This window comes from Rhodococcus globerulus, from assembly GCF_019334125.1.
Classification (GTDB): domain Bacteria; phylum Actinomycetota; class Actinomycetes; order Mycobacteriales; family Mycobacteriaceae; genus Rhodococcus_F; species Rhodococcus_F globerula.
This window is the reverse complement of the sequence record NZ_CP079698.1, coordinates 4,944,258-4,966,655: the sequence shown is the minus strand read 5'-3', so window position 1 is coordinate 4,966,655 and position 22,398 is coordinate 4,944,258. Positions and strand designations below refer to the sequence as shown.

The window sequence follows — 22,398 nt, the reverse complement described above, 5'->3', positions numbered from 1 at the left end:
CGGTAAGGGTGCCGCCCGTTTTCGTTTACAGCTCTGTACTACTTACTCTGCGGCGCTTTCGCTCTCGCCTGCCTTGGACAGTTCGATCGGCGGTGCGTCCGGCACGTCGATCGGCTTCTTCGTAGGCGTGAACGTGAACTTCGCGTCCTCGCCCGAGCCTTCGCCGTCCCAGCCTTCGACGTCGACGAGCACGATGTGTCCCGGTCCGATCTCTCCGAAGAGGATCTTCTCGGACATCTGGTCCTCGATCTCGCGCTGGATGGTGCGACGCAGCGGCCGCGCACCCAGTACCGGATCGAATCCGCGCTTGGCCAGAAGCGACTTGGCCTTGTCGGTGACCTCCATGGCCATGTCCTTGTTCTTGAGTGCCTTCTCGACGCGAGCAAGCATCAGGTCCACCATCTGAACGATCTGCTCGTTCGTGAGCTGATGGAACACGACGATGTCGTCGATACGGTTCAAGAACTCGGGGCGGAAGTGCTTCTTCAGCTCATCGTGCACCTTGAGCTTCATCCGCTCGTAGTTCGAGCCGGTGCCCGTTCCCGAGCTGAAGCCCAGGCCGACAGCCTTGGAGATATCCGACGTACCGAGGTTGGACGTGAAGATCAGCACCGTGTTCTTGAAGTCGACGGTACGACCCTGACCGTCGGTGAGACGGCCGTCCTCGAGCACCTGCAGGAGGGTGTTGTAGATCTCCTGGTGTGCCTTCTCGATCTCGTCGAACAGCACGACGCTGAACGGCTTGCGACGGACCTTCTCGGTGAGCTGGCCACCCTCTTCGTATCCGACGTACCCGGGAGGGGCACCGAACAGACGCGAAGCGGTGAAGCGGTCGTGGAACTCGCCCATGTCGATCTGGATCAGAGCGTCGTCGTCGCCGAACAGGAAGTTGGCGAGCGACTTCGCGAGCTCCGTCTTACCGACACCGGACGGGCCGGCGAAGATGAAGGAGCCCGAGGGACGCTTGGGATCCTTCAGACCTGCACGCGTACGACGGATCGCCTTCGAGACGGACTTGACTGCCTCTTCCTGGCCGATGATCCGCTTGTGCAGTTCCTCTTCCATACGGAGCAGACGAGTGGTCTCCTCCTCCGTGAGCTTGAAGACGGGGATGCCGGTCCAGTTGCCCAGAACCTCGGCGATCTGCTCGTCGTCGACCTCGGCGATGACGTCCAGGTCGCCCGCACGCCACTGCTTCTCACGCTCAGCACGCTGAGCAACGAGGGTCTTTTCCTTGTCACGCAGGTTCGCGGCCTTCTCGAAGTCCTGCGCGTCGATCGCGGACTCCTTCTCGCGACGCGCGTCGGCGATGCGATCGTCGAATTCGCGCAGGTCCGGCGGTGCAGTCATCCGACGGATGCGCATTCGCGCGCCCGCCTCGTCGATGAGGTCGATCGCCTTGTCCGGCAAGAAGCGGTCGTTGATGTAGCGGTCGGCCAGCGTCGCAGCTGCCACGAGAGCACCGTCCGTGATGGACACACGGTGGTGAGCCTCGTAGCGGTCACGAAGACCCTTGAGGATCTCGATGGTGTGCTCGACGGTGGGCTCGCCCACCTGAACGGGCTGGAAACGACGCTCGAGTGCGGCATCCTTCTCGATGTACTTGCGGTACTCGTCGAGAGTGGTGGCACCGATGGTCTGCAGCTCACCGCGGGCAAGCTTGGGCTTGAGGATGGAGGCCGCGTCGATAGCGCCCTCAGCCGCGCCCGCACCCACGAGAGTGTGCAGCTCGTCGATGAACAAGATGATGTCGCCGCGGGTGTTGATCTCCTTGAGAACCTTCTTCAGGCGCTCTTCGAAGTCACCGCGGTAACGGCTGCCGGCCACGAGCGACCCGAGGTCGAGCGTGTACAGCTGCTTGTCCTTGAGGGTCTCGGGGACCTCACCGTTGACGATTGCCTGAGCCAGGCCCTCGACAACAGCGGTCTTACCGACACCGGGTTCACCGATGAGGACCGGGTTGTTCTTGGTACGACGCGAGAGAACCTGCATGACACGCTCGATTTCCTTCGAGCGGCCGATGACCGGGTCCAGCTTGCCTTCGAGGGCAGCTTGCGTCAGGTTGCGACCGAACTGGTCGAGCACGAGCGAGGTGGACGGCGTGCCGGCCTCTCCGCGAGTGCCACCGGTTTCGGTGGGCTCTTTGCCCTGGTAGCCCGACAGCAGCTGGATGACCTGCTGGCGGACACGGTTGAGATCGGCACCGAGCTTGACCAGAACCTGGGCTGCAACGCCCTCACCCTCGCGGATGAGACCGAGCAGGATGTGCTCCGTACCGATGTAGTTGTGTCCGAGCTGCAGCGCTTCGCGCAGACTCAGCTCGAGGACTTTCTTGGCGCGCGGTGTGAAGGGGATGTGACCGGACGGAGCCTGCTGGCCCTGGCCGATGATCTCCTCGACCTGGCTGCGGACTCCCTCGAGGGAGATACCCAACGACTCCAACGACTTGGCGGCAACACCTTCGCCCTCGTGAATGAGGCCGAGGAGGATGTGCTCCGTACCGATGTAGTTGTGGTTGAGCATCCTGGCTTCTTCTTGAGCCAGGACAACAACGCGCCGCGCGCGATCGGTGAACCTCTCGAACATCGCTCTCCCTCACACTCTCCGGCGGGCAGGTTCGAGACCGGATGTCTCGTCCCTGGTCGCCGCGTTTCGCTCCGGCACTACAGACTGATCGCCTCGCCGGTCAGCAGACATGGCGTCTACGAATCGACTGAGGTTGCACGACCCCACTTATTACTCTAGAGGGCGCGAAGTCCACCTGCTGCTCCTCCACCCGATTGGCAGGGGATACCGGCTTACTTACATCTCACAACGTCGCAGCTCCGGCAATCGTTTCCCACTTCCTGTACGCCTGAAGCGAACAGGTACGTATATCGAGTTCGGCGCTGAGATCAGCCGATAATCGGGAGCACTCGATCACACGGGATTTCACGGGTCGCCGACGGATCGAGTGCCGCCAGCGTCAACGCTGCCGTTCTCTGTGACGCCACCACGGCAATGTGGTCCGACCGGTCCTGCGGGCAACCATCCTGCACCACAATGTTGGACGCATTCGACGCCGCGAGTATTCCGCTGGTGTACGGAACCACTACTTGGTCGTAGCGAGTCACGATATTGGAGTACTCGACGGTGTCCGCGTACACGCCGGCGTCACGCAGCTCGGACACAAAGCTCGCGTTGTCGAAATCCGGACCGCCGACGCCTTTCGGCGGACCGACGTCGGAACCGTTCCACAGCGGGGCTATCGACACGATCTTCGAGACCTTGTCGTCACCGCCTGAGAACTTGGCGTAGTACCCACTGACGGTCGTCCCCTGCGAATGTCCGACGAGATCGACTTTCGAGGCACCCGTCGCCTCCAGTACTCCGTCGACGAAGTCCGATAACTGCTGTGCACTCTCCGGCAGCGGCGCGAGGCCACCTGCAGCCGACAACGGCCATGGCAGGTCGGATCGGTTCCCGAACGTGAGTGCAAAAACGCAATAACCCTCGTTCGCGAGAACCGGCGCAAGTACCGCCCAGTTGGTCTGACGGTTTGCCGCGGTTCCGTGGACGAGGACCACGGGATCCGGATGCGCCACCGAAGGCGTGCACGAGTAGTTGTTGGTTCCCGGCACTGATCCCCCGGGGTCGAGCGCTTCCAGCGCAATCCCGCTGGCGAAACCGAACGGAACAGGCAGTGTTGAAGTGACAGACGGTGTAGTCACGGGCGGCGTATCCGCCGACGCACGTTCCGGCGCGGCAGCAGCCCCCAGTACTGCTGCCGCAACCGCCGCGCAGGCTAGTGCCCGTATGCCCATCGCACGCCTCCATGCTCTGCTCAACCCACGATGGGCCACACCGGATGACACGGTACCGGTCGCGGGTGCGATGGATCGAGCGCATTGAGAGCAAATGTCGCGGCGCGCAGCGATGCCGCGATGGCGAGGTGATCGGAGATGTCTTGCTCACAACCGTCCTGGACAACAATGTTGGTGGCGTTCAGCCCAGGCTTGAGACCATTTGTGTACGGAAGAACCAGCTCGTCGTATCGCGTCGTGATGTTCGTGTAGTGAACACCCGACGCGTAGACGCCACCGGCACGAAGATTCTCGATGAACTCCGATCCCGCGCCCATGTTCAAGCAGGCTTTACAGATCGGGAATCCGGCCTGCGCTGCCGCGGACACCCCGAGATCACGCATGGTGCGCCCGATGCTGACCTGCTCGTTTCCGAGCGTTCCCTTCCACAGCGGCGCAACCGAGATGATGTTGTCCACTTTGTCGGCGCCACCGAGGAACTTCGCGTAATACCCGTTGATGATCGTGCCCTGCGAATGTCCGATCAGATCTACCGACGACGCTCCGGTAGCACCAAGAACCTGATCGACAAAACTCGACAATTGCGCTGCACTGGAAGGTATTTCCTGCATCCCACCGATCGCCGACAGCGGCCACGGCTGTTCCGGAAAATTGCCGTAGGTCAGCGCGAAAACGCAGTACCCCTCATTGGCGAGCAATGGCGAATAGGTAGCCCAGTTGGTCGCCCTGTTGCCGGCCGTACCATGCACGAGCACAACGGGATTCGGATGTTCAGCAGTCGGCTTACACGAAAAGTCGTTGGATCCGGGAGCCGAACCACCAGGATTCCCCAACTCCTGGGGAACGCCGGCAAGAAACGCGCTGGGAACGGGCAACGGTGCCTGCGCCGACGCCGTCGACCCCATCCCGACGAGGATCGCCGCCGCGAGTACAACTCCCCCGAAAATCCCAGTTCTGCGCACGATCGACTCCTCTGACGGCAGATACAAACCGTGCAGACGCTAACAAACTAGAACGCGTTATCAATCGCTTTTCGGAAAACGCGCCCACAATGTGCTGATTCCACCCTCTGGATCGGCCACCACCGAAGATCGATGTGGAACCCGGCCAACCTCAGCCTATCGCCACCAAATTCGGTCTCACCTATGACATTCCACCCGATTGGCGAAATAACTCAGGCTCAGTCGCCGGGTGGACCACCACTGAGGACACCATTATCTTTGGCGCACTTGGGGACAACCGGTCGCAACGGCGTCGACATCGACACCGTCGCACAAGAATGGGTCCACAAAGCCGATCTCATTTTTCCGACAAGCACGGCACCCACGCCACCATCGCCTACAGAGAACCAACTCACTTCACCATTTCCGGACGCCCCGCTGTCCGATACACCGTAACCGCCACCAACATCCCCCCAGACAACGAATGCGACCCGTCATCAGCAACATTCGACATCGTCGCCACACCTGGATACGCCACGGCGGAAGTGATGATCTTCCTGATCCAGTCAGATCAGGGTCACCCCGAGTCCCTCGACAAGGCAGCGATCGACCAGATCATCTCGACGATCCGAAAGTCGGAGACCACGGACGCAACAGTTCGTTGAACTGGCGGGCCCGAATCCGTCGGGGAACAGAAAAAGGGTTCGACCACAACAGTGTGCGGTCGAACCCTTTTCAGGAAAATCTAGCGAGCAGAAGGACGCACGATCGGGAACAGGATCGTCTCGCGGATTCCGAGGCCGGTGAGCGCCATCAGTAGTCGATCGATACCCATGCCGGTTCCCGTGGTGGGCGGCATGCCCTGCTCCATGGCGGCAAGGAATTCCTCGTCCAGCACCATTGCTTCGTCATCGCCGGCCGACGCGAGGCGCGCCTGATCGACAAAACGCTCACGCTGGATGACCGGGTCGACCAGCTCGGAGTAGCCTGTCGCCAGCTCGAATCCGCGAATGTAGAGGTCCCACTTCTCGGTGACACCCTTCTTACTGCGGTGATCACGAGTCAGGGGCGACGTCTCGACCGGGAAGTCCCGCACGAACGTCGGCACGTACAGCTGATCGCCGCACTGGTGCTCCCACAGCTCCTCGACAAGCTTGCCGTGGCCGTAACCCTTGTCCTTGGGAACCTCGAGGCCGACCTTCTCCGCCAAGGCGAGAAGCTCGTCGACCGTCGTATCCGGCGTGACCTCGGTGCCGATGGCAGCCGACAGCGACGGGTACATCTCGAGAACCTGCCACTCGCCACTGACGTCGTACTCGGAACCGTCGGCGAGGGTGAGGACCTGCGTGCCGAATGCTTCCTGCGCAACTTCCTGGACGAGCTCACGAATCATCTTCGCGGAATCGTCGTACGTGCCGTAGGCCTCGTACGTCTCGAGCATCGCAAACTCGGGCGAGTGAGTGGAGTCGACGCCCTCGTTGCGGAAGTTGCGGTTGATCTCGAAGACCTTCTCGATACCGCCGACGACGCAACGCTTGAGGAACAGTTCCGGCGCGATACGCAGGTACAGGTCGATATCGAGGGCGTTGGAGTGTGTGACGAACGGGCGAGCTGCCGCGCCGCCGTGCAGCGTCTGCAGCATCGGCGTCTCGACCTCGAGGAAGCCGCGGCTCTCGAGCGCATTACGCAGCGCACGGACAACAGCGACACGCTTGCGGGCGTTGTCCCGAGCCTCGGGCCGAACGATCAGGTCCGCGTAGCGCTGACGCACACGGGACTCTTCACTCATTTCCTTGTGAGCGACCGGCAGGGGACGCAGCGCCTTGGACGCGATCTGCCACGCGTCGGCCATCACGCTGAGCTCACCCCGACGGGAGCTGATGACCTCACCGTGGATGAAGACGAAGTCGCCGAGGTCGACGTCGGACTTCCAGGCGGCCAGTGCCTCTTCGCCGACGCCGGCGAGGCTGATCATGGCCTGCAGCTGGGTACCGTCGCCCTCCTGCAAAGTCGCGAAGCACAGCTTGCCGGTGTTGCGCATGAAGATGACGCGGCCGACGACGCCGACAATCACGCCGGTAGCGGTGTCAGCTTCGAGTTCCGGGAACTCGGCACGGATCTGCGCCAGAGTATGCGTGCGATCAACCGAGACCGGGTACGCCTCCTGCCCCTGCGCCAGGATCCGTTCACGCTTCTCGCGCCGGATACGGAGCTGCTCGGGGGTGTCGTCGACTGGCTGGGCTTCTACATCACTCACGGGGTACAAGACTACTGGGCCGTGTCCACCGCGTTTGTTGCTGGTAGCACCGCGGCCACCGCGAGCACGATTCCCGACAGGAGGTAGAGGCCAACCCTGACGTGATTCCACATCGTCCAAGCGGCCTCGTATGACGACCATGCGCCTGCGTCGGTAGCCCTGACCGAGGCAAAAGCGTCGTTGCGTGGGACGTGGTAGATCGCTGTCACCGCGAAGGACGCGAGCACCCCGCCGCAACCGACAACAGCGAGCACCCAACCGTCCGGTCTCGAGATCGATGCCCAGATTCCGGCGGCGATCGCGGTGAGCGCCGATCCGACGAGGGGCAGCATCAAGGCACTCCGCGGTGCTTCCACGTTGAACGCCTGCATCGACGTAATCGCGGTATGTGCATCCACCGAGCGCAGGGCCGGCATCACGAAGGCGGAGAATGCGAACAGCGCACCGCCGGCGACCAGTGCACCGAACGCAGTCACGCCGACCAGCAACTCCAGAAAGATCTCGGATTTCTTCACGACCAGACCCCCGTTCGAGCAGCCTCGGCGGCAAAAGTGGTGAAATCTCGAGCGGGTCGTTTCAGGACCTCTTCGACGACGCCGGTCACACTTTGATTTCGTCCGTCGAGAACCTCGGCAAACAGGTACGTGAGCAACTCCACGACATCACTCGGGACTCCGACTTCCGCCATGCCGTCGGAAAACTGTTGCAGTCCAATTCTTTCGAATGACACCGCACGCCCCGACGCCGCCGAAATCGCCTCAACGGCCTCCACGAAGGTGAGCAACTCCGGACCCGTCACCTCGAGAACTCGGCCGAGGAGGTCGGTCCGAGTCAATGCGGCCACCGCCACATCGGCGAGATCGTCGACGTCGATGAACGGCTCCCCCACCTCGCCTACCGGAAGTTCCAGGTGACCTTCCCGAATCGGATCGAGTAGATACCCCTCACTGAAGTTCTGGGCAAACCAACTGGCCCGCACCACAGCCCATTCCAGACCGCTGTCGGCCAGAACCTGCTCGGCTTTCTGCGCCGCAGGTTCACCGCGTCCGGACAGGAGCACCATGCGACGAACCCCCTCGCGGTACGCAAGCTCCGCGAGTTCCTCGATGTGGGTGCTCGATTCCGGCACTGCGAGGTCCGGCGCATAGGTCACGTATGCCGCTTCGACACCGGACATCGCGGGCTGCCACGTCGTCTGATCGTTCCAGTCGAAACGCGTCCCGGATGTTCTCGACGCGATTCGGGTACGGATTCCCACCGCCGTCAGCCTCTGCGCAACGCGCGCACCGGTCTTGCCGGTACCACCGATCACCACTGCCGATTGAATGTCGCTTGTTGTAGTCATGAACTCATTCGATCGCGCGGCGGCAATACGATCCATAGTCAAAGGTCGCAAAAACATACGTCAGCGTCTACCGTCGAAACATGGATGCATTGTCGATGATGCTGGCCGGATCGCGGGCGGAGGGCGCTTTTCTGCTGCGCTCGCTGCTCGATCCGCCCTGGTCATTACGTATCGAAGACCACGCACCCGTCACCGTGCTGATTCTGGTTCGCGGCAGCGCAGTAGTCGTCCCGGACACTGGACAGACCGAGAACCTCGAGGCCGGCGACATTGCACTCCTGCGCGGCCCCGATCCCTATACGGTCGCCGATAACCCAAGCACCCCGATCCACGTACTCATCGACGAGGCACAAAACTGCGCCGCAGTCGACGGATCACCACTCGAGGACATGTCGGTTCTCGGCGTTCGCACGTGGGGCAACTCGACCAGCGGCCAGACCGTCATGCTCACGGGCACATACCGTTTGGACTCCTATGTCAGCCGTCAGATCCTCGACAGCCTGACACCCGTCGCGGTAGTCCGACGCAGCATCGAAACCGCGCCGATGACAACGCTTCTGGAACAACAAATCGCCGCGGACGGGCCAGGACAGGAAGTGTTGTTGGACAGGCTCCTCGACCTGGTTCTGATCTCGGCGGTCCGTACCTGGTTCGCGGCGAACCCGGATCGATCACCGCGATGGATCAAGGCCTACGAGGATCCCATCATCGGACATGCCTTGCGGCTCATACACAATCGGCCGGAACACCCCTGGACGGTCGCGACTTTGGCCCAGGAGGCCGGCTGTTCGCGAGCGGCCTTCGCGCGCCGGTTCACCAACTTCATGGGGATCGGACCCGTCGGCTATCTGACCGAGTGGCGCTTGTCGGTGGCGGCGGATCTACTCGCAGACCCGGCACGAACAGTGTCGTCGATCGCGCGAGAAGTGGGTTACTCGAGCCCCTTTGCCCTCACAACCGCCTTCACCCGACATCACGGGGTGAGCCCGAAAGCGTTCCGGCAAACCCGCCGGCCGCCTCAGTGGGCGGAAACCGCCGCCAACTCACGGGTGCAATGACGCACTCCGCTGAGCGCACCGAGCAAGCCTGCAGCCTTGATCGCCTTGTATCCGCCAACCAAGTCGGTGGCGTTACGCAGGCCGAGTTGCTGCAACGACGCAGCGGCCAGACTCGAGGTGTAGCCCTCGGAGCAGACGATCACCCACTCGACGTCGTGGTCGGTGGCCAACGCGAGGTGTGCGCTGCTGGTGGGGTCGAGTCGCCACTCGAGAACGTTCCGCTCGATCGCGAGTGCGCCGGGAAGAGTTCCCTCGATGGCGCGCTGCGCCTGCGGGCGAATGTCGACGAAGATCGCCCCGCGATGAAAGGCTTCGGTGAGCTGGAAGACGTACATACGATCGATCTGTGCGCGAGCGTCGTCGAGCATTTGGTCGATAGTCATTTTCAAACTCCCTCGGGCTGGTCGGTCAGCTCGGTACGTGTGCGACGAAGTGTGTTGTTGTCCGTGACTTCGTAGTAGGACATTGCCGTCAATGGCGGCGAGTAGGCATGGACGCTCAAAGTCGGTGAATCAGAGCTTATTTCGATCTTCGATCCGGGCTGCGGCGGTGTCCATACGACGTCGTGTACCCAACCGAGCTGGAATGCCGCCTGATCGCCGGCGTCGAGCTGACGCTCCACCAATTCTTCACCTGCCCAGCGATATTCGGTGAGCGAACCACTGAGAACCGTGAGGGCCCCGAAAGAACCTGCGTGGTCATGTAATTCGGTGTTACGTTCCGGAACCCAGCTGATGAGCCAGACGTCGACGTCGTCGTCGGCATACAAGCGAGTGGACCACCGCTCGACGGTCGGGAACGCCTCGGGAATGAGGTGATCGAAACGTCCGTCGAGAACACCGTTTGCACCCTCGTCAGTGAGGCGCAGAAGATCAGCGGGACGCAAGCGGGTGGGCAACGAAGCCCGGTTCTGACGTCGTCCGGACGAACCGCGATTAGCCCCGTTACCTGCGGAAACACCACGACCAGATGCAAGAGTAGGGGTCAAAACAGAGAGATCTGCAGAATATGTGGGTAGCACGAGCTAGCTCCAAGGAGATGTGAATTGGTCAAGGCAGCGGTCAGCCTCGACAACACTCCTGAGCACTCATGCAGCGATTCACGTTGACCATTGTGGCACAACTTCTGCGATCGCGAAACCTGTGGAGAGAATTCCCTACGTCACACATGGACGGTCACGCTATCGGCCGTCGACCCGATCCCCTACGCGCCTGATTGCGCTCGAACACCAACCGCAACCCCTCGAGCGTGAGATCCCGTTCGAGGTGCTCGATGGTGGCGGACTCCGGAATGATCAGCGGTGCACTGTCTCCCGTGGCGATCACCGCGACGTCCAAGCCACCGAACTCCGGCAACTCCTCACGAACGCGTCGTACCAATCCGTCTACAAGACCGGCAAAGCCGAACACGGCTCCTGACTGCATGCACTCCACGGTGTTCTTTCCGACCACCGAACGCGGACGCACCAATTCCACTTTCCGCAGTGCGGCAGACTGCGACGCCAAGGCGTCGGTCGAGATCTCGAGGCCCGGCGCAATACAGCCGCCCAGAAACTCACCCTTGCCCGACACGACGTCGATACACGTCGACGTTCCGAAATCGACAACGATGCAGGGGCTCTCGTAAAGATAATGCGCAGCAAGGCTGTTCACGATCCTGTCGGCACCCACCTCTTTGGGATTGTCCACCAGCAGCGGCACTCCGGTTCGCACACCTGGTTCAACCACAACGTGCGGAACATGTCCCCAGTACCGCCCGAGCATCACGCGAATCTCACGCAGCACCGACGGTACCGTCGACAACGCCGCGACACCGGTGATCTGATCGACATGCTGCCCCAGCAGCCCGCGGAAGGTCAACGCCAATTCATCAGCCGTCATCCGCGGATCGGTACGCATCCGCCAGTCCTGCAACAACTTCGAATACTCACCAACCCCGGAGAACAATCCCAGAACGATGTTGGTGTTCCGCACGTCGACCGTGAGCAGCACGGTTAGACCAGACTGGATTCGCGCTCGGCGTCCAGGGTCGACAGCATACGAGGAGTGATCAGACCGGAACCTTCGGGTGCGTGCGCTGGGTCGGAACCAAGTTCCACCTGGTTGTTGTCGGCGTCGACGAACACGACTCGCGGGTTGTACTCCTTGACTTCCTGCGCGTTCATCACGCCGTACGCGATGAGGATCACGAGATCGCCCGGCTTGACCAGATGCGCTGCCGCACCGTTGATTCCGATGACACCGCTGCCGCGCTCACCCGCAATGACGTAGGTCTCGAGGCGGGCACCGTTGTCGATGTCCACAATGCACACCTGCTCACCTTCGAGCAGATCGGCGGCGTCCATCAGATCCTCGTCGACAGTGACCGAGCCGACGTAATGCAGATCGGCATGAGTCACCGTCGCGCGGTGGATCTTCGACTTCATCATGGTGCGAAACATATCCAAGGTCCTTTACTCGTGAGGGGGCTCAGTGAGACAGCAGGTCGTCAACAGCGTCGGCGGAAGGATCGGTGTCACGTTCGAGGAATCCGGTTCCCACCGCGACTCCCACGTTGTCGATCAAGCGGGTGGTACCGAGCTTGGCGGCCACCAACAGTCGGCCGTCACCTCGCTCCGGGGCCGGTCCGAGATCAACACCACGAACTTCGAGATAGTCGACCTCGATCTCGGGGACTGCGGACAGAACGGCGCGCGCAGTCTCGAGGATCGCTTCTGCACCACCGGCGGCAGCATGAGCGCCGGCGATCAGCGCCGCCGACAATGCCACGGCCGCGGTCCGCTGACTCTCGTCGAGATAACGGTTGCGGGAGGACAATGCAAGTCCGTCGAACTCGCGGACCGTCGGAACACCGATGATCTGCACGTCGAAGTTGAGATCCCACACCATCTGACGGATCAGCGTCAGCTGCTGGTAGTCCTTTTCCCCGAAGTACGCGTGGTTGGGAGCCACGATCTGCAGCAGCTTCGCCACCACCGTCAGCATGCCTGCGAAGTGCGTCGGGCGGGCGCCGCCTTCGAGTTCGCTGCCCAACGGACCCGGCATTACTGTCGTGCGCTGACCGCGCGGATACATCGTCTTCGCGCTCGGCGCGAAGACCAACTCGACGCCCTCAGCCCGAAGCAGATCAAGGTCCGCGTCGAGAGTGCGTGGGTACGCGTCCAGGTCCTCGCCCGCACTGAACTGCAGCGGATTCACGAAGATGGAGACGACGACAACCGCTCCGGTGATCTTGGCCTGACGAACCAACTCGATGTGCCCCGCGTGAAGAGCGCCCATCGTCGGAACCAACGCCACCTGGCGACCCACTCCGCGCAAGGCCTTCGACACACGCCGAATCATGTCCGGCTCGTGGTGCACTGTCAGTTCGCCGCGCTTGTATCCGCCCTGCAAATCACTCACGACGGTCACCTCCCGTTTCAGTCAAGATGTCGAACAATGTGGTGGGGGCGCCCACCCGCTGGGCCGATCGCAAGGACATCGCTCGATATCCGGCTGCAAGCTCCGGGTCGAGATCCGTCAGTACTCGTAAATGTGTCTCGACAGCCGCGGCATCACCGCGAGCCACCGGACCCGTCAATGCCGACGGGCCGCGTCGTAATGCGTTGTCCAAGGCAGCGGAGAGAAGTGGCTGCAAAACCCGCTCTGCAACTCCTCCGGGATCGCCGTCGATCAACTGCTGACCGAGCAGCTCATCTCCCTGCAACGACGCGCGCAGCGCCTCGACGGCATCCACCACCAGCGTGACGAGGTGATTACTGCCGTGCGCCAATGCAGCGTGGTACAGCGCACGGTTCTCCTCGCGGACCCGAACCGGTTCGCCGCCGATCTCGAGGACCAGCGATTGAGCGATCGCATACCCGATGTCATCTGCAGCGGTGATCCCGAAGCACGCCGACGACAACCGTGCGGTGTCCTCGTCATGCCCGGTGAACGTCATCGCCGGATGGATAGCCAATGGCAGCGCGCCCAGTTCCGTCAACGGAGCCAGGATCGAAATCCCGTTGGCACCGGATGTGTGGGCCACAAGTGTCCCGGGCTTGACTGCGTTCGTAGCTGCCAGGCCCTTGACCAGATCCGCCAGTTGATCGTCCGGAACTGCAAGGATCAACAATTCCGAACGAGCTGCAACATCGGCGGCAGGCAGGATCTCGGAATCGGGCAGTCGTTTAGCCGCCCGCGCAACTGATGCCGCAGAGACAGCAGAGCATGCGCCGACAATGTGTCCAGCGCGCTCGAGTGCGGCGCCTACAGCAGTTCCGACCCGCCCTGCCGAGACAATTCCAACCGTCAATCGCGCAGGCACAGGTCCGTTAGTGATCCCGAAGGAAGTCACCGGATTCCTCTCGTTCGTTCCAGTCCCGCTCTGCGGGTACCAGACGTTCTTCGACGAGGATATCCCCCGCGCCAGACGCGACGCTATGGACGAGCGAGTGATCTAGGACTCAACGGCTCTCAATCCTCACGGCGCCGACGACGCCCCGAGCCTTCCGCCGGATTCGCAGAACTGAGATTTGCCATGATCTCGGCCACCGTCAAACCGTTGGAGTGAGCACCGCTGTCGGCGCTGTCCGGGACTGCGCGACGCCGACGACGTGGTTCCTCCGTGGGTTCGGATGTTGGCTCAGGAGCACTGCTTGCAGGTGTGACAATTGGCTCAGGAGCACTGCTTGCAGGTGTGGCTACTGGCTCTTCGACTACTTCGGCGACCACTGGCTCTTCGACAACTTCGGCGACTACCTCGACCACTTCTTCGACTACTGGCTCGTCAACGACCGGCTTGGCGACCGGCTTGGCGACAGGCTTGACGGTCTCAGGCTTCACAACTGCAGGCTTCGCGATCGGCGGCGTGACAACCACAGGCTTCACTGCGGCAACAGCAGGCTCACGGTTTTCGCCGCGCTGCGCGCCTTGCGCTTGCTGCGAATTGCGTTTGACCTGAGCATCTTTCACTGCCGCATTCTTCGCAGCTGCCTCGCGCCACGCGACTTCCTCGAACACGACGGTGGTTTCGGCGGTGACCGGACCGTCGTTCGGCGACGCCAACCCACCTACCTGAGGGCTCGGGGAATTGGTGGCGTTCTGACCGGCACCGGGTACGTACAGGCCCGATGCTGCGGGTTGATATGCGCTGTAGGAACCGCCGCCGAGTTCTCCGACGCGCGTCGAGTCGGCCTTCAAAGCCGGGCGTTCGGGGAGTAATCCACCGTCGAAGAGCGCTTCGAGATTGCGTCGCAGCGCCACCAATTCTTCGCGAAGCGCCGACAGTTCTGCCGAGTCGGTGCCGACTTCGCGGCGGATACGACTTTCGACACTCAACTCGTATTCGCGTCGAGCGGAAATCTCACGCTCCAGCTGCAGCTCGTACACGGTCTGCAAGTCCGCGACCTTTGCTTTGTCGAGCGCCGATTCGCGGCGGTACTTCGTCATCGCGATCGCACCCAGCGTGGCTGCCCAGAGCGCCACCACCAGTCCGACACGAAGGAGTTGAACACTGTTACTGAAGATCAGAAACAGTGAGGCGATGACGGCGAGAGCAAGAAGACCGGCAACGATCATCTGGCTCGCGCTGCGCTTGCTACGGCGCGCAGACTTCGATCGACCAGAATTCGTCATGGTTGCCAGGGTACTTGTCGAGAGCGCAGGTGCCATGGACCTTACCCATGCGATTCGCCTACCGCAGCGCTCAGTGCGCCGGCTCGTCCGGTGTATCTTCTGGCGTCTTACAACAGTGTTCGAGCCACAGCGCGGCTGCTACCAGCGCAATTGCTGCACCAAGTCCGACCCACGCCCCCGGCGTGTCCTCGGCGGCAGCTTTCAAAACGGATCGTTGTGGGATCAGATACACCAGTGCTCCGATCCACACCCCGGTGGTAGCTGAACCGACCAGTACTGACGCTTTTGCGAGCGCGAGGGCGCGTGCAGCAGCGATCGGGTGCAGTTGTCGATAACCGTCGCCGATCTGGCTTCCCTTGATCCGGGACCGAATGACAAACGCGAGGATCACCTCGGCGATCGCGGCCAGATACAGCGACGCGCCCGCGTACACCGGGATGGGCGGCATCGAACCGTAGAACACACGAATCAGAATCCAGGTGGCAACCGCGGCCACTCCGGTCAAAACCAGTAGTTCGCTGATTTTTGTCGGTTTCATGCCCCGATCCTGTTCGGTCACCGAATCAGAACCGAATCCGTGACGCGCACTCCGTCGCGCTCCGAGCGATCGAGGTTCGCGAGCACCTGCGCAACAGCCCGAACCTCCTGATCGACCATCAGGGTTGCACCTGGTTCGACGTCAAGCCAGGGAATGAGTACAAAGGCCCGCAGATGTGCCCGCGGGTGCGGCAGCGTCAGCTCCGGATCAGCACTGACAATTCCTTCACAATCCACCACGTCGACGTCCAAGCTCCGCGGACCCCATCGCTGATCACGCACCCGATCGGCGTCTTCCTCGAGTTTGCGCGACCGCAGCAGCCAGTCGTAGCTTCCGGCCGTCGGATCGTCCACGAGTAGGACGGCGTTGAGAAAATCCTGCTGTTCGACGCCACCCCACGGCGCGGTCGAATACACCGGTGACACAGCCACTACGGCGTCTCCGAGACCGTCGACCGCAGATTGCAAATGGGCCAGGCTATCGCCGATGTTCGAGCCGATCGACAGAACGGCCCGAGTCATTTCTGCCTCGTCCGATGAGCAACGACAGCAACGTCTGCGAACACGAGTGGGATCGGTGCCGACGGCTTGTGGACAACAACTTCGACGCTCTGCACCCGCGTATCCGTCATGACGTTGTCGGCGATCTCGGCAGCAACGGTTTCGATGAGATCGCGTGACGGTCCACCGACAATCGCTGCGGCAGCCTCGGCCAACTCGCCGTAGTGCAGCGTGTGTTCGAGATTGTCCGACGCGGCTGCCGGGGCCAAGTCCATCCACACCGTGACGTCGATGAAGAAGTCCTGACCGTCACGCTTCTCATGGTCGAAAACACCATGATTGCCACGGACTTTCAGTCCTCGTAACTCGATCCGATCGCCCATGTCAGTCCCTTTCCCGTCCACGAGACCACGCTTCCACAACAGCGATAGCGTCGAGTGACGCCTGGGCGTCGTGAACACGAACACCCCACGCGCCATCACGTGCGGCAAGCGCGGAGACCACCGCTGTCGCAGTTTCACGGCCGGCCGGCGGACGCGGCGTCCCGTCGGAATCGCTGAGCAGCGACCCGAGGAAACGCTTACGCGACGCCCCCACCAGAACAGGAAAACCCAACGCCGTGAACTCGGGCAACGCCCGCAGCAGTGCCCAGTTGTGGTCGGCGTTCTTCGCGAACCCCAGGCCCGGATCGAGGATGATGGCAGAGGAATCGACACCCGCTTTCAGTGCGAGGTCGACCTGAGTCAGGAGTTCATCACGAACGTCGGTGACAACGTCGTCGTAGTGATCGGCGCTGCCGCGGTGAACGTAGTCACTCGCCGAGCGCCAGTGCATCAGAACCCACGGAATCCCGGCATCAGCAACCACCGACGCCATGTCGGCATCTGCGCGACCACCGGATACGTCGTTGACGATGTCGACGCCGGCTTCGATCGCGGCAGCGGCAACCGATGCGCGCATGGTGTCGACGCTGACGCGAATGCCCGCGGCCACCAACTCCTCGATGACCGGCGCTACCCGTGCCGCTTCCACTTTCGGATCAACCCTCGAGGCTCCGGGCCGGGTCGATTCGCCACCGACATCGACGATGTCTACGCCCAGAGCTTTCAGTTCCAGTCCGCGGGCAAGCGCCGCATCTCGATCGAGGAACCGGCCACCGTCCGAGAATGAATCAGCGGTGACGTTGAGGACCCCCATCACCAGCGTCCGACCCGGATCCGTCGACACGCCGCCCGCCGAGTTCACTGCGCTCACTTACGAAGAATGAGGTCCAGAGCCTCGGAACGCGAGGCCGCGCTGGACTGCAGGAGCCCACGAACAGCCGACGTCGTCGTGTTCGCACCGGGCTTGCGGATACCACGCATCGCCATGCACAGATGCTCGGCCTCGATGACCACGATGGCACCGCGCGGATCGAGCTTGCGCATCAACGCATCGGCGATCTGGCTTGTCAGCCGTTCTTGGACCTGCGGCCGCTTTGCGTACAGATCGACAACTCGCGCCAACTTGGACAGGCCGGTGACCTTGCCGGATTTACCCGGGATATAGCCGACATGTGCCACTCCGTGGAACGAGACCAGGTGATGTTCGCAGGTCGAGTACATCGGAATGTCTCGCACGAGCACCAGTTCCTGGTGTCCTTCGTCGAACGTGGTGTTCAGCGCCTGATCCGGTTCGGAGTACAGCCCGGCAAAGATCTCCTTGTACGACCGAGCCACCCGTGCGGGTGTATCGAGCAAACCGGGACGGTCCGGATCCTCGCCCACCGCGATCAACAGTTCACGAACCGCTGCTTCTGCACGGGCCTGATCGAACGGCCGCCCTGTTTCAACCGATACCAGTTCACTGACCACTTCATTCACCGACAACCGAACGCTCCTCGAGAGTTTGTTTCATACCCCGCCGCATGAGCCTAACGGCGGTTGGTCAGCGAGATCCGTCCGGTCCGTCCCAGCGCATGGTGCTCGGTCCGTCGTCGCTCGACGCGGCGTTGGGATCCGACTCCGGCGCCAGCCACTGATCCTGACCCTCGACGCCCGTGTTTCCACCGGCATTTCCACGGTTCGGATCGGCAAACGGCCCACCGTCCGGGTACTGCACCGGGTAGCTCGGTTGACCCTGTTGACCCGTGTAATGCTGGGTCGGGTACTGAGGCTGGCCCTGGTACTGCTGGCCCGAATTCTGCTGCTGGCCCGAATTCTGCTGACCATAGGCCTGCTCACCCGGATGGCTCTGCGGCTGACCGTACTGACCGGGTGCTGGCTGGCTGTACTGACCGGGTGCCGGCTGGCTGTACTGACCCGGTGCCGGCTGACCGTACTGGCCCGGCGCAGGCTGTGCCTGGTTAGGAGCGCCCTGGTTGGGCGTGCCCTGGTATCCGCCGGTCTGCTGGCCGGGGTACGCCTGCGTCTCGTTCTCGCGCGGCGGCCAACCCGGAGCCGACCAACCGGCCGGTGCTCCGTAGTCGGGAGTACCCGGCGCAGGTGCGGGTTGCTGGGGGGCCGCAGGCTGCTGCTGCGGAGCATTGGGCTGTGCGTAGCCGTTGGAACCGCCGATGCTCGAGGCAGCGGGCGCACCCGACTTCACGAGCACGGGCGCCGGAGCCGGCTCCGGCCACGTCTCGCCACGCTCGATCGCCAATTCGCGAGGCGTCTTGACCGGCGGACGATCCGACGGCGTGCGGCCACCGAAATCATTGAACGCCGTGATGCGCGGACGCTTTTCGACGCCGGCAAGAATCTTCTCGAGATCCTTGCGGGTCAACGTCTCACGCTCGAGCAGTTCGCTGGCAATGAGGTCGAGGGCGTCACGGTACTCGCTGAGAATTGCCCACGCTTCGGTGTGCGCGGCCTCGATGAGGTTGCGCACCTCCTCGTCGATCTCACGGGCGATCTCATGCGAGTAGTCGGACTGCACGCCCATCGAACGGCCGAGGAACGGATCGCCGCCCTCCTGCCCGTAGCGGACTGCACCGAGCTTGGCGCTCATGCCGTATTCGGTGACCATCGCGCGAGCGATCTTGGTGGCCATGTCGATATCCGACGACGCTCCGGTAGTGGGCTCGTGGAAGACCAATTCCTCCGCGGCGCGTCCACCCATCGCCATCACGAGGCGAGCGATCATCTCGGAGCGCGTCATCAAACCCTTGTCGTCCTCTGGCACCGTCATCGCGTGGCCGCCGGTGCGACCGCGAGCGAGAATGGTGACCTTGTAGACAGGCTCGATGTCGGGCATCGCCCACGCCGCGAGTGTGTGTCCACCCTCGTGGTACGCGGTGATCTTCTTCTCGTGCTCGCTGATGATGCGGCTCTTGCGACGCGGTCCACCGACAACGCGGTCGACGGATTCCTCCAGTGCGGCTTCCGTGATGACGGTGCCGTTCTCGCGCGCCGTGAGTAGTGCGGCCTCGTTGATGACGTTGGCCAGATCAGCGCCCGACATACCGACGGTCCGCTTGGCGAGACCCTCGAGGTCTGCGTTGGGATCGATCGGCTTGCCCTGCGAATGAACACGCAGGATGGCGCGTCGGCCGGCGAGGTCGGGGGCACCGACGGGAATCTGGCGGTCGAAGCGGCCCGGACGGAGCAGAGCCGGGTCGAGAATGTCTGGGCGGTTGGTTGCGGCGATCAGGATGATGCCGGTGCGGTCACCGAAACCGTCCATCTCGACGAGCAACTGGTTAAGAGTCTGTTCACGTTCGTCGTGCCCGCCGCCGAGGCCTGCGCCACGCTGACGACCGACGGCGTCGATCTCGTCGACAAAGATGATGCAAGGGCTGTTCTGCTTGGCCTGCTCGAACATGTCACGAACACGCGACGCGCCGACACCGACAAACATCTCGACAAAATCGGAACCGGAGATGGTGAAGAACGGGACACCGGCTTCGCCTGCAACAGCGCGAGCGAGGAGCGTCTTACCGGTACCGGGAGGCCCGTACAGCAGGACACCGCGCGGGATCTTGGCACCGAGGGCCTGGTAGCGCGTCGGGTTCTGGAGGAAGTCCTTGATTTCGTACAGCTCTTCGACAGCTTCGTCCGCACCGGCGACATCGGCGAACGTGGTCTTGGGCATGTCCTTGGACAGCTGCTTGGCCTTCGACTTACCGAAGCCCATCACACCGCCGCGTCCCCCGCCGCCCTGCATGCGGTTCATGACGAAGAAGAAGATGCCGAACAGAATGATCATCGGCAGGACGAACAACAGAATCGACGTCAGCCAACTCTGAGTGGTGACGGTGGTGTTGAACTTCTCGAGCCCGGCACCCTCGATGTCCTGGAAGATCTGCTGGGACGCACTCTCGGGGTACTTCGCCAAGATCTGCGTCTGGCCACCAGTCGCGTCGTTACCTTCCTTGAGCCACAGGCGAACCTGCTGCTCACGGTCGTCGATCTGCGCAGACGTGACGTTTTTGGCGTCTATCTGGGAGATCGCGACCGACGTATCGACGGTCTTGAAGCCACGGGTGTCGTTACCGAAGTAGCTGAAGGCGTAGATCACCATCAGCACGACGGCTACGAGTAGCACGTTACGGAACACAGTCTTACGGTTCATACAGGTCGGCCGATGTGGCCGGTCCTTTCGGGAGTGCGGGTCTGCCGGTCGCCGCCGGCTGTCAACCGGACACCTGCAGGTTACCGTGGTCGGTCCTGTCTGTGCCCGTCAGCAGCCGTCGAGGTCGATCGAAACGATCGTCTGCAATTTCAACGACGACCAGGACCACGAGGTTCCCGAGCAACCACAGCGCATAGTTCCCTGTAAGCGAACACGCACTCCAACGTCCTGCTCAGCGAGCGAACACACACTCCTACCTCACGCGAGGCAGCGAGTTCAGCCGCCGTAGACCTCGGGATCCAGCAATCCGATGTAGGGCAGATCGCGGTAACGCTCGGCGTAGTCGAGTCCGTAACCGACGACAAATTCGTTGGGAATGTCGAAGCCCACGTCACGAACGTCGACGTCGATCTTCACGGCGTCGGGCTTGCGGAGCAGCGTGACGACCTCGAGCGACGCGGGGTTCCGGGTCTTGAGGTTGCGCATCAGCCAGGAAAGCGTGAGACCGGAGTCGATGATGTCCTCGACGATCAGCACGTGACGGCCGGCGATGTCCTTGTCGAGGTCCTTGAGAATGCGGACGACGCCCGAAGACGAGGTCGAGGACCCGTAAGAGCTGACGGCCATGAACTCCATCTGAGACGGAATCGGGAGAGCCCGGGCAAAGTCCGTCATGAAGAAGACTGCGCCTTTGAGAACACCGATCAGGAGCAGGTCACCCTCGGGTGCACCGACGGGGTAACGCGCCGCGATCTCCTCCGCGAGTTCGGCCGTTCGCTGACGAATCTGTTCCTCGGTAATCAGTACCGATGCGATGTCACCCTCGTACACGCGTCAAACCCTTCGTCGGTCTTCGAATCCGACGGTCAGCCTGCCACGTCGACGAACCACCACCAACCTCGACTCCGGGGTTCCGCCACCGATCGCGACACCACCTTGCCCCCGCCAATCGGCAATCAATGCATCGACGGCTCGTAACTGCTTGTCCGTCAACGCTTTTGCACCACTGCCGAGAAGCCAGCTCCGGAGAACGCGCCGTCGGATCGCGCCGGCGGATTCGGCAAGTGTGTCCACTTCCACTTCCCCGTCGACAACAACGCGAAGCAGTACGGCGCCGGCAAGCGCGTCGAGAACCTGCCCGTCCTCACGTAATTGTGTGGCAGTGCGGGCCAGTGCTTCGGCAACTCCGCCCGCAAGAATTTCTTCGAGTAGCGGCAAGGCCTCGTGCCGCAATCGAACCCTCGTGAACTCGTCGTTGGTGTTGTGCGGGTCCTCCCACGGCGTGATCGACAGGTCCTCACACGCGGCTCGGGTCACGCCGCGTCGCACGCCGAGCAGCGGCCGGCCCCACGGATCGTCGAAGGCCTGCATTCCCTGAATGGATCGACCACCGGATCCGCGGGCGAGTCCGAGAAGAACCGTTTCGGCCTGGTCGTCGAGGGTGTGTCCGAGCAGAACCGGTGCATCTCCCCGGCTGCCGTCCAGTGCCTCGTAGCGCGCATCACGGGCGGCGGCCTCCAGGCTGCCGTTGCCGTGGACGTCGACAGTGAGTACCCGCGCCGAGCGAACTCCCAGAGCCAGTGCCTGATCAGCGGCGGCGCGAGCGACGACGTCCGAGCCCTCCTGCAGACGATGGTCGACGATCAGCGCGTCCACCGACTCCGCTTCGGCCACCGCAGCGGCAGTGAGCGCCAAGGAATCAGCACCACCGGACAGCGCCACACACACCCGGCCGTGAGAGTGGTAGCGACGCAGCCACCCCCGCAGCGCCAGCCGCATTTCCAGCAGTG

General features: G+C 62.4%; 24 protein-coding genes. 3 read left to right on the top strand and 21 right to left on the bottom strand.

Translation table 11 applies throughout. The annotated features are described in order from the left end of the window. Window positions 1-42: 42 nt before the first annotated feature. The 3 genes from KYT97_RS22605 to KYT97_RS22595 all read right to left on the bottom strand — a co-directional run bounded on the left by KYT97_RS22605 (window position 43) and on the right by KYT97_RS22595 (window position 4,765). Window positions 43-2,586: an ATP-dependent Clp protease ATP-binding subunit gene (locus tag KYT97_RS22605; protein WP_033236331.1), complete on the bottom strand. Its 2,544-nt coding sequence runs from the start codon at window positions 2,584-2,586 to the stop codon at window positions 43-45. Window positions 2,587-2,894: 308 nt separating this feature from the next. After that, window positions 2,895-3,803, bottom strand: coding sequence for an esterase/lipase family protein (locus KYT97_RS22600; protein ID WP_219110706.1), 909 nt, complete (start codon window positions 3,801-3,803; stop codon window positions 2,895-2,897). A gap of 20 nt (window positions 3,804-3,823) precedes the next feature. Further along, window positions 3,824-4,765: an esterase/lipase family protein gene (locus KYT97_RS22595; RefSeq protein WP_219110705.1), complete on the bottom strand. Its 942-nt coding sequence runs from the start codon at window positions 4,763-4,765 to the stop codon at window positions 3,824-3,826. Window positions 4,766-5,082: 317 nt separating this feature from the next. Here KYT97_RS22595 and KYT97_RS22590 point away from each other — a divergent pair, with 317 nt between their 5' ends. Then, entirely contained in the window at window positions 5,083-5,409 is a 327-nt protein-coding gene (locus KYT97_RS22590; RefSeq protein WP_141486588.1) for a DUF8017 domain-containing protein, read from the top strand. A gap of 80 nt (window positions 5,410-5,489) precedes the next feature. On the opposite strand, the gene lysS is transcribed toward KYT97_RS22590, so the two are convergent. The 3 genes from lysS to KYT97_RS22575 are packed head-to-tail and all read right to left on the bottom strand — an operon-like array spanning window position 5,490 to window position 8,346. Next, on the bottom strand, window positions 5,490-7,001 hold the full coding sequence (lysS, locus tag KYT97_RS22585; RefSeq protein ID WP_033236329.1) for a lysine--tRNA ligase: 1,512 nt from the start codon (window positions 6,999-7,001) through the stop codon (window positions 5,490-5,492). Between the two features lie 11 nt (window positions 7,002-7,012). Beyond that, complete coding sequence (locus KYT97_RS22580; protein ID WP_141486589.1) at window positions 7,013-7,516, bottom strand: anthrone oxygenase family protein; 504 nt, start codon at window positions 7,514-7,516, stop codon at window positions 7,013-7,015. Beyond that, on the bottom strand, window positions 7,513-8,346 hold the full coding sequence (locus KYT97_RS22575; RefSeq protein ID WP_219110704.1) for an NmrA family NAD(P)-binding protein: 834 nt from the start codon (window positions 8,344-8,346) through the stop codon (window positions 7,513-7,515). Before KYT97_RS22575 ends, KYT97_RS22580 begins: the two co-directional genes overlap by 4 nt. A gap of 80 nt (window positions 8,347-8,426) precedes the next feature. Between KYT97_RS22575 and KYT97_RS22570 the strand changes: the two genes are divergently transcribed. Next, on the top strand, window positions 8,427-9,404 hold the full coding sequence (locus KYT97_RS22570; RefSeq protein WP_219110703.1) for an AraC family transcriptional regulator: 978 nt from the start codon (window positions 8,427-8,429) through the stop codon (window positions 9,402-9,404). Here the strand turns inward: KYT97_RS22570 and KYT97_RS22565 are convergent. The 6 genes from KYT97_RS22565 to KYT97_RS22540 form a co-directional block, all read right to left on the bottom strand. Continuing rightward, window positions 9,365-9,787, bottom strand: coding sequence for a rhodanese-like domain-containing protein (locus tag KYT97_RS22565; protein ID WP_092806033.1), 423 nt, complete (start codon window positions 9,785-9,787; stop codon window positions 9,365-9,367). The genes KYT97_RS22570 and KYT97_RS22565 overlap by 40 nt on opposite strands. A gap of 2 nt (window positions 9,788-9,789) precedes the next feature. Next, window positions 9,790-10,302 carry a cysteine dioxygenase gene (locus tag KYT97_RS22560; RefSeq protein WP_033236326.1) on the bottom strand — a complete coding sequence of 171 codons (513 nt, stop codon included), beginning with the start codon at window positions 10,300-10,302 and terminating at the stop codon, window positions 9,790-9,792. Window positions 10,303-10,579: 277 nt separating this feature from the next. Then, window positions 10,580-11,395, bottom strand: coding sequence for a type III pantothenate kinase (locus KYT97_RS22555; RefSeq protein ID WP_033236325.1), 816 nt, complete (start codon window positions 11,393-11,395; stop codon window positions 10,580-10,582). Between the two features lie 2 nt (window positions 11,396-11,397). Next, entirely contained in the window at window positions 11,398-11,844 is a 447-nt protein-coding gene (panD, locus tag KYT97_RS22550) for an aspartate 1-decarboxylase (RefSeq protein WP_033236324.1), read from the bottom strand. Between the two features lie 28 nt (window positions 11,845-11,872). Beyond that, a complete protein-coding gene (gene panC, locus KYT97_RS22545) occupies window positions 11,873-12,805 on the bottom strand; it encodes a pantoate--beta-alanine ligase (RefSeq protein WP_179300836.1) in 933 nt (310 codons plus the stop codon). Further along, the gene (locus KYT97_RS22540) at window positions 12,798-13,739 is read right to left on the bottom strand and encodes a Rossmann-like and DUF2520 domain-containing protein (RefSeq protein WP_033236322.1); all 942 of its coding nucleotides are present in this window, start codon (window positions 13,737-13,739) and stop codon (window positions 12,798-12,800) included. The genes panC and KYT97_RS22540 overlap by 8 nt, the downstream gene beginning before the upstream one ends. Here KYT97_RS22540 and KYT97_RS31135 point away from each other — a divergent pair. Beyond that, entirely contained in the window at window positions 13,720-13,845 is a 126-nt protein-coding gene (locus KYT97_RS31135) for a hypothetical protein (RefSeq protein WP_255285245.1), read from the top strand. The two genes, KYT97_RS22540 and KYT97_RS31135, sit on opposite strands and share 20 nt — an antisense overlap. Window positions 13,846-13,858: 13 nt before the next feature. Here the strand turns inward: KYT97_RS31135 and KYT97_RS22535 are convergent, their stop codons facing one another. The 9 genes from KYT97_RS22535 to tilS form a co-directional block, all read right to left on the bottom strand. Next, entirely contained in the window at window positions 13,859-15,019 is a 1,161-nt protein-coding gene (locus tag KYT97_RS22535) for a DUF6779 domain-containing protein (protein WP_219110702.1), read from the bottom strand. Between the two features lie 70 nt (window positions 15,020-15,089). Beyond that, window positions 15,090-15,557, bottom strand: a complete 468-nt coding sequence (locus KYT97_RS22530; RefSeq protein WP_033236378.1) for a DUF3180 domain-containing protein — start codon at window positions 15,555-15,557, stop codon at window positions 15,090-15,092. Window positions 15,558-15,574: 17 nt separating this feature from the next. Beyond that, window positions 15,575-16,078 (bottom strand): 2-amino-4-hydroxy-6-hydroxymethyldihydropteridine diphosphokinase, encoded by a 504-nt coding sequence (gene folK, locus KYT97_RS22525; RefSeq protein ID WP_033236320.1) that lies wholly within the window; start codon window positions 16,076-16,078, stop codon window positions 15,575-15,577. Beyond that, the gene (folB, locus tag KYT97_RS22520) at window positions 16,075-16,440 is read right to left on the bottom strand and encodes a dihydroneopterin aldolase (RefSeq protein WP_095888145.1); all 366 of its coding nucleotides are present in this window, start codon (window positions 16,438-16,440) and stop codon (window positions 16,075-16,077) included. Before folB ends, folK begins: the two co-directional genes overlap by 4 nt. Window position 16,441: 1 nt before the next feature. After that, window positions 16,442-17,254, bottom strand: a complete 813-nt coding sequence (folP, locus tag KYT97_RS22515; RefSeq protein WP_095888650.1) for a dihydropteroate synthase — start codon at window positions 17,252-17,254, stop codon at window positions 16,442-16,444. Between the two features lie 53 nt (window positions 17,255-17,307). Continuing rightward, window positions 17,308-17,925 (bottom strand): GTP cyclohydrolase I FolE, encoded by a 618-nt coding sequence (gene folE / locus KYT97_RS22510; RefSeq protein ID WP_033236318.1) that lies wholly within the window; start codon window positions 17,923-17,925, stop codon window positions 17,308-17,310. A gap of 58 nt (window positions 17,926-17,983) precedes the next feature. Beyond that, the gene (gene ftsH, locus KYT97_RS22505) at window positions 17,984-20,608 is read right to left on the bottom strand and encodes an ATP-dependent zinc metalloprotease FtsH (RefSeq protein ID WP_219110701.1); all 2,625 of its coding nucleotides are present in this window, start codon (window positions 20,606-20,608) and stop codon (window positions 17,984-17,986) included. A 276-nt stretch (window positions 20,609-20,884) separates the two neighbouring features. Further along, on the bottom strand, window positions 20,885-21,439 hold the full coding sequence (hpt, locus tag KYT97_RS22500; protein ID WP_033236316.1) for a hypoxanthine phosphoribosyltransferase: 555 nt from the start codon (window positions 21,437-21,439) through the stop codon (window positions 20,885-20,887). A 3-nt stretch (window positions 21,440-21,442) separates the two neighbouring features. Then, window positions 21,443-22,387, bottom strand: a complete 945-nt coding sequence (tilS, locus tag KYT97_RS22495; RefSeq protein WP_219113089.1) for a tRNA lysidine(34) synthetase TilS — start codon at window positions 22,385-22,387, stop codon at window positions 21,443-21,445. Between the last annotated feature and the right edge of the window lie 11 nt (window positions 22,388-22,398).